This window comes from Yinghuangia sp. YIM S09857, assembly GCF_051388915.1.
Taxonomy (GTDB): Bacteria; Actinomycetota; Actinomycetes; order Streptomycetales; family Streptomycetaceae; genus Yinghuangia.
Map to the genome: position 1 here is coordinate 492,391 of NZ_JBPKBH010000007.1, position 7,996 is coordinate 500,386.

A 7,996-nucleotide genomic window follows, 5' to 3' on the forward strand; every position below is an offset into this window, starting at 1 on the left:
CCGCGGCGGCCGCCGCGGCGACGTCGACGGGGTCGGGGCCCTGGCCCATGGCGCCCTGCCGACGGCGGGGCCGGGCGCGGCGCACGGCCTCGTCCCCCGCCTCGGGCGGCTGCTTTTCGAGCGGGTCGGCGGCGGGGGCGGAGCGTCTGCGCCCGCGGCGCGGCTCGTCCTCGGCGTCCTCGGCGCGGTCGTCGTCCTGGTACTCGTCGTCGTACGGGTCGTAGTCGTCGTACATCTCCTCGCCACCCGGGAAGCCCAGGTAGCCGCGCAGCCGGTACGGGACGGACGCGATCGGGGTCGCGGTGACCACCAGCACGCCGAAGAAGATGACGAGGAGCAGCAGCGGTATGGCCGCCCACTTGGTGACGGACTCGACCAGCGGGGCGGAGAAGACGTACCCGACCAGGCCGCCCGCGGTGCGCATGGCGGTGGCCCCGTCGCCTGGGCGCGGGGTGCCCGAGCCGATGTGGATCATGCCGAGGACGCCGGACACCAGTGCCGTGCAACCGATCACGATGCGCCCGGTCGCGTCGACCAGGTCCGGGTGCCGCAGCACGCGGATCGCGAGGGCCGCGACCAGGAACGGGACGAGGACGTCGAGCCGCCCGACCAGCCCGGCGACCGTGGCGTCGACCAGGTTGCCGACCGGGCCGTCGACGTTGCCCCAGGCACCGGCGGCGATCACGATCGCCAGGCCGAACAGGGCCAGGCCGAGGCCGTCCCTGCGGTGCGCCGGGTCGAGGCCGCGGGCGCCCTGTCCGATGCTGCGGAACACGCCGCCCAGCGCGTGCGCGATGCCCAGCCAGATGCCCTTGACCACACGGAAGACCAGGTCGCCGATCTTCTCGAACACGCCCTTCGGGGGCGGCGGAGGAGGAGGCGCCGGCTTCTTGGCCGGTGCCTTCTTCTTCGCGGCGCCGCCGGTGCGGGCGCCGCCGCCGGACGTACGCGTGGCCATAAAAGCGAGGCTACCCCCCGGACACCCGCGTCTCACGTGTCACAACGAACTCATCGACGCGTGTCGCCCGCTGCAACCCGGTCCGCCCCATTCACACCCCTGGCCTACTGAATGTCGGGGTGGTGGGGGTCGGTCGGTGGCCGGTGGACGGGCACTGCTCTGGCGTGCACGGTGTGTGAGCGGGGGCTTGCGTGGCAGGGCCTGTCCGTGGCCGGGGCGAGCACTGATCGGCCGCGCGGTGCGTCGGTGCGGGCCGACGCGGTGGGGGCGTCGGCGGGCGGGGCGGCTTCGGTGCGGGCGGCCGCTTCGGCGGGGCGGCGGGCGGCGGGGCGGCGCCAGAGGTCAGGCGTTGGCGTCGGGTGGGCGGCGGGCCGCGGGCGGGATGGTCGGGCGCTGGTCCGCGGGTGGCGGGCCGCCGTGGCCCGCAGGTGCCGGGACGAGCGCGTCCAGGGCGGCGCGGAGCCGGGCCACCCGGCTGAGGACCTGGTTCGCCGACGCGGTCAGGGACGGGTCCGCGGACAGTTCGACCTGCTTGGCCATGCCGTCGGCGCTCTCCTCAAGGGCTGTGAGGCGCGTGAAGAGCTCGGCGAGGACATCGCCGCTGCGGTTCTCCCCCGGGACCGCGTCCAGCCGCCCGCGCAGCAGTGCGGCCTGCTCGCGGAGCTGGCAGTTCTTCTTGTAGAGGTCGACGAACACCGCGACCTTGGCGCGCAGGACCCACGGGTCGAACGGCTTGGAGATGTAGTCGACCGCTCCCGCCGCGTAACCGCGGAAGGTGTGGTGCGGACCGTGGTTGATCGCGGTCAGGAAGATGATCGGGATGTCCCGGGTCTTCTCGCGTCGCTTGATGTGCGCGGCTGTCTCGAATCCGTCCATGCCGGGCATCTGCACGTCGAGCAGGATGACCGCGAACTCGTCCGTGAGCAGGGCCTTCAGCGCCTCCTCGCCGGAGTGGGCGCGCACGAGGGTCTGATCCAGTGCGGACAGGATCGCCTCCAGTGCAAGGAGGTTCTCCTGACGGTCATCGACCAGGAGGATCTTGGCCTTCTCCGTCATGGCCCACCCTCTTCGATCCGGCGACCCGGGCATGCCCGCGTCCCGGTCGGCTCCGCTCGTCTCTGGCTCAGTGTTCTGCCGCTTCGTACACATACTGGTCGAGGTCTGTGGTCGTCCCGGTCATGCTAGTGCTCTCGGACGGGCCGAGGCAGGCGGTTCCGGAAGCGACGACCGCACGGCGTAACCGAAAACCAACGTACGGTGTCGGAAAACCCCGCAGAACCCTCCCACGGATTCAACGCCGCCGACACCCCCGGGGTTCCCGGGCGAGCCCGGGCCCCTGCCGCAACAGTGTACGTTTCGCCAGGAAACGGATAGGTGGGGCAGCGTCAACTCCCTTGGGCCGCCTCAGTGTTCCAGCCAGGTACGGATGAGGCCGAGGAGGTGCGCGGTGTCCACGGGCTTGGCCACATAGTCGGATGCTCCGGACGCGATGCTCTTCTCCTGATCGCCCTTCATTGCCTTCGCCGTGAGCGCAACAATCGGAAGCCCCGCGTACTGCGGCATACGCCGGATGGCCGCGGTCGTAGCGTATCCGTCCATCTCGGGCATCATGATGTCCATCAGGACGATGGCGATGTCCTCTTCCGCCTGAAGCTTCTCGATGCCCTCGCGGCCGTTCTCCGCGTAGGTGACCACCAGGCCGTACTGCTCCAGCACGCTTGTGAGAGCGAACACATTGCGGACGTCGTCGTCGACGATCAGCACCTTCTCGCCGTGGAAGGCTCCCTCGAACGGCTCGACGGTCGGCTTGGTCCGGGTCTCGGCGGGTGTGGGCCGCGCCACGTCCGCGACGAAGTCGGCCAGGGCGTCCGGCGAGGACACCCGGTGCAGGGTGGCGATGCGGCGCCGGTAGCCGCGCAGGCGGGCCGCCTCGGAGCGCGTGGGCCGCCCGGGGACGTGCACCAGGACCGGGACGTCCTCCAGGTCGACGCGGTCGGTCAGGGCGTCCAGCAGCCGCCAGGCGCCGTCCTCGGCCAGCCTCAGGTCGACGACGATGCACGCCGGGCCGAACAGTTCGACGGCCGCGGTCGCCTCGGAAGCGGTGGCCGCGGTCGCCACCTCGACCTGGTCGCCGAGCCCCGCGAGGGTCGTGACGATCGGGCCGCCGTCCGGATGTGGCTCCTCGACCACCAGGACGCGGCGGCGGGCGGGCGCGCCGGGCGCACGACGCGGGGCCTCGGCCTCGCCTTCGGGCGCCTCGGCGGGCGCGGCGATCTGCCGCGGCTCCCCGTCGACCCCACCCTGCCGGGCGAGGGCGACCCCGACCGGGGTCGGGTCGTCCTCCGCGAGCACGTTGTCGAGCGGGATGTAGAGCGTGAACGTGCTGCCGCGGCCCGGCTCGCTCTCCGCGTGGATCTCGCCGCCGAGCAGCCAGGCGATCTCCCGGCTGATCGACAGCCCGAGGCCGGTGCCGCCGTAGCGGCGGCTGGTCGTGCCGTCGGCCTGCTGGAACGCCTCGAAGATGACCTTGAGCTTGTCCTCGGCGATCCCGATGCCGGTGTCGACCACGGAGAACGCGATGGCCTGCTCGGCGTCCTCCAGGTCCCCGCCGGTGACCGGGATGTCGTCGGTGAGCCGGATCACCACCTCGACGGAGCCGCTGTCGGTGAACTTGACCGCGTTCGACAGCAGGTTGCGCAGCACCTGTTGCAGGCGCTGCTCGTCGGTGTAGAGCGTCGCGGGGACCTCGGAGGAGACGTGGACGGTGAAGTCCAGGCCCTTCTCGGAGGTCAGCGGGCGGATGGTGGCCTCGACGTAGTCCATGAGCTGGACGAGGGCGATGCGCGCCGGGCGCACGTCCATCTTTCCGGCCTGCACCTTGGACAGGTCGAGGATGTCGTTGATGAGTTGCAGCAGGTCCGAACCGGCCGCGTGGATGGTCTCGGAGAACTCCACCTGCTTGCGGGTGAGGTTGCCCTCGACGTTGTCGGCCAGCAGCTTGGCGAGGATCAGCAAACTGTTGAGCGGGGTCCGCAGCTCGTGCGACATGTTCGCCAGGAACTCGGACTTGTACCGGGACGAGAGCGCCAGTTGCTCGGCGCGCTCCTCCAGCGCCTTGCGGGCCTGCTCGATCTCGTTGTTCTTGATCTCGATGTCGCGGTTCTGTCGGGCCAGCAGCTCGGCCTTGTCCTCCAGTTCGGCATTCGAGTGCCGCAACTCGCCTTGCTGACGCTGGAGTTCCTCGGAACGCTCTTGCAACTCCTCGGTCAGCCGCTGCGATTCGGCGAGCAGCATCTCGGTGCGCGAGTTCGCCATGATCGTGTTGACGGTGACGCCGATCTGCTCGTTCAACTGCTCCAGGAAGTTGCGGTGAACCTGGGTGAACGCGCTGAACGACGCCAGTTCGAGCACGCCGAGCAACTGGTCCTCGAACAGCACCGGGAGCACGACCACGTTGACCGGGGACGCCTCCCCGAGCCCCGAGGAGATCTTGATGTAGCCCGGCGGCGCCTTCTCCACCAGGATCGAGCGCTTCTCCAGCGCGGCCTGGCCGACCAGCGACTGGCCGAGCCGGAAGCGGGTCGGGGCGCCGCCGTTCTGGTAGCCGTAGCTGGCGATCAGGCGCAGCTCGATGCGGTCCTCGACGGTGGGCTCGGCGAGGAAGAACGCGCCGTGCTGGGCGGACACCACCGGGGTCAGCTCGCTCATGATGAGCGCGGCGACCGCCATGAGGTCGCGGCGGCCCTGCATCAGGCCCGAGATGCGCGCCAGGTTGGTCTTGAGCCAGTCCTGCTCGCGGTTGGCCCGGGTCGTCTCGCCGAGGTTGGCGATCATCTGGTTGATGTTGTCCTTGAGCTCCAGGATCTCGCCGCGGGCGTCGACGTCGATCTGGAGGGTCAGGTCGCCGCGGGTCACCGCGGTGGCGACCTCGGCAATGGCGCGCACCTGGCGGGTCAGGTTCCCGGCCAGTTCGTTCACGTTCTCGGTCAACTGCTTCCAGGTCCCCGAGACGCCCTCGACCTCGGCCTGGCCGCCGAGGATGCCGTCGGTGCCCACCTCGCGGGCCACGCGGGTCACCTCGCCCGCGAACGCGGAGAGTTGGTCGACCATCGTGTTGATGGTGGTCTTGAGCTCCAGGATCTCGCCGCGCGCGTCGACCGTGATCTTCTGCGACAGATCGCCTCGGGCGACCGCGGTGGTCACCTCTGCGATGCTGCGCACCTGGCCGGTGAGGTTGTCGGCCATCGAGTTGACGTTGTCGGTCAGGTCCTTCCAGGTCCCCGACACACCGGGCACGTGGGCCTGGCCGCCGAGGATCCCTTCCGTACCCACCTCGCGGGCCACCCGCGTCACCTCGTCGGCGAACGCGCGCAGGGTGTCCACCATCGTGTTGATGGTGTTCTTCAGCTCCAGAACCTCGCCGCGGGCGTCCACGGTGATCTTCTGGGACAGGTCGCCGTCGGCGACCGCGGTTGCGACCTGCGCGATGTTGCGCACCTGACTGGTCAGGTTGTTGCCCATCGAGTTGACGTTGTCGGTCAGGTCCTTCCAGGTCCCCGACACACCCCGGACGCGGGCCTGGCCGCCGAGGATCCCTTCCGTACCCACCTCGCGAGCCACCCGCGTCACCTCGTCGGCGAACGCGGAGAGCTGGTCGACCATCGTGTTGATGGTGTCCTTGAGTTCGAGGATCTCGCCCCGGGCGTCGACCATGATCTTCTGTGTGAGGTCGCCCCGGGCCACCGCCGTGGTGACCTCGGCGATGCTGCGGACCTGGCCCGTCAGGTTGCTCGCCATGACGTTGACGGACTCGGTCAGGTCCTGCCAGGTGCCCGACACACCCTTGATGTCGGCCTGGCCCCCGAGGCGTCCTTCGGTGCCCACCTCGCGGGCGACGCGCGTGACCTCGCCCGCGAACGCCGAGAGTTGGTCGACCATCGTGTTGATGGTGGTCTTGAGCTCCAGGATCTCGCCGCGCGCGTCGACGGTGATCTTCTGCGACAGGTCGCCCCGCACGACGGCGGTGGCCACCGACGCGATGCTGCGCACCTGGCCGGTGAGGTTGCCCGCCATGAAGTTCACGGAGTACGTCAGGTCACGCCACACACCGCCCAGCCCGAGCACCTGGGCCTGGCCGCCGAGAATGCCTTCGGTGCCCACCTCGCGGGCGACACGGGTCACTTCGGACGCGAAGGCCGACAACTGGTCGACCATCGTGTTCACGGTGTTCTTGAGTTCGAGGATCTCGCCGCGGGCGTCGACGTCGATCTTCTTGGACAGGTCACCGCGCGCGACGGCCGTGGTCACGTCGGCGATGTTGCGGACCTGGCCGGTGAGATTCCCGGCCATGAAGTTCACCGAGTCGGTGAGGTCGAGCCACACACCCGCGACGCCGGGCACGACGCGAGCCTGGCCGCCGAGGATGCCGTCGCTGCCGACCTCGCGGGCGACACGGGTCACTTCGGACGCGAAGGCCGACAACTGGTCGACCATCGTGTTCACGGTGTTCTTCAGCTCCAGCATCTCGCCGGACACATCCACCGTGATCTTCTGCGACAGATCTCCCCGGGCCACGGCCGTGGACACCTGGGCGATATTGCGGACCTGACCGGTCAGGTTCCCGGCCATGAAGTTGACGGAGTCGGTCAGGTCCTTCCAGGTGCCTGCCACCCCGGGCACCTGGGCCTGGCCGCCGAGGATGCCGTCGCTGCCGACCTCGCGGGCGACACGGGTCACTTCGGACGCGAAGGCCGAGAGCTGGTCGACCATCGTGTTCACGGTGTTCTTCAGCTCCAGCATCTCGCCGGACACATCCACCGTGATCTTCTGCGACAGGTCACCCTGAGCGACCGCGGTGGTGACCTGCGCGATGTCGCGGACCTGCGCGGTCAGGTTGAAGAACGCCGTGTTGACGTTGTCGGTCAGGTCCTTCCAGGTCCCGGCGACCCCGGGCACCTGGGCCTGGACGCCGAGGCGGCCTTCGAAGCCGACCTCGCGGGCCACTCGGGTCACCTCGGACGCGAAGGTCCGCAGGGTCCCCGTCATCGAGTTGATGGTCTCGGCGAGCTGGGCCATCTCGCCGCGCGCCGACACGGTGATGCGCTGGGTCAGGTCGCCGTACGCGACCGCGGTGGTGACCTGCGCGATGTCGCGGACCTGGGCGGTCAGGTTGCCCGCCATGACGTTGACCGAGTCGGTCAGGTCCTTCCACGTCCCCGAGACGCCCTCGACGCGGGCCTGGCCGCCGAGACGGCCTTCGGTGCCGACTTCCCGGGCCATGCGGGTCACCTCGTCGGCGAACCCGGAGAGCTGGTCGACCATGGTGTTGACGGTGTTCTTGAGCTCCAGCATCTCGCCGGCGACCTCGACGGTCACCTTGCGTGACAGGTCGCCCTTCGCCACCGCGGTCGTCACCAGGGCGATGTCGCGCACCTGGAGCGTGAGGCGGCTGGCCATGGTGTTGACCGAGTCGGTCAGATCCTTCCAGCTCCCCGACACGCCGCGCACCTGCGCCTGGCCGCCGAGCTTGCCCTCGGTGCCGACCTCGCGCGCCACCCGGGTGACCTCGTTGGTGAACGCCGACAACTGGTCCACCAGGCCGTTGACGGTGCGCCCCATGCGGTTGAACTCACCGCGCAGCGGCTGGTCCCCGATGCGCTGGTCCATGCGCTGCGACAGGTCGCCCTCGGCCACCGCGGCGAGCACCCGTCCGACCTCGACGGTCGGCCGGACCAGGTCGTCCACCAGCGCGTTCGCGGCATCGAAGCTGGTCGCCCAGGCCCCTTCACCGGGCCCCGGCACGAAGCGCTCGCTCAGCTTCCCCTCGCGGCCGACCACGCGGCGTACCCGGGCCAGCTCGTTGGCCAGGTGCTGGTTGCGGTCCACGACGTCGTTGAAGACGGCGGCGACCTCCCCCATCAGGCCGTCGCTCGACACGGACAGGCGGCGCCGGAAGTTGCCGTCGCGCACGGCGGTCAGCGCGTCGAGCAACTGGCGCAGCTCGCGCTCGTCATCACGCCGGGGGGTGGCGACGCCACC

Annotated in this window: 2 protein-coding genes and 1 pseudogene; all 3 read right to left on the reverse strand. The window is 70.0% G+C overall.

What is annotated here, in order from left to right; genetic code table 11:
• Positions 1–958, reverse strand: a pseudogene (locus ACRX5S_RS18435) (DNA translocase FtsK); the annotation flags it as partial.
• 342 nt (positions 959–1,300) lie between these two features.
• Positions 1,301–2,014 (reverse strand): response regulator, encoded by a 714-nt coding sequence (locus ACRX5S_RS18440; protein WP_436774037.1) that lies wholly within the window; start codon positions 2,012–2,014, stop codon positions 1,301–1,303.
• 348 nt (positions 2,015–2,362) lie between these two features.
• Positions 2,363–7,957, reverse strand: coding sequence for a HAMP domain-containing protein (locus ACRX5S_RS18445; protein ID WP_436774066.1), 5,595 nt, complete (start codon positions 7,955–7,957; stop codon positions 2,363–2,365).
• Positions 7,958–7,996 lie beyond the last annotated feature (39 nt).

Excerpts from the sequence above, each read along its gene's own strand:
- ACRX5S_RS18440 (WP_436774037.1), bottom strand. The coding sequence starts at position 2,014 with ATGACGGAGAAGGCCAAGATCCTCCTGGTCGATGACCGTCAGGAGAAC.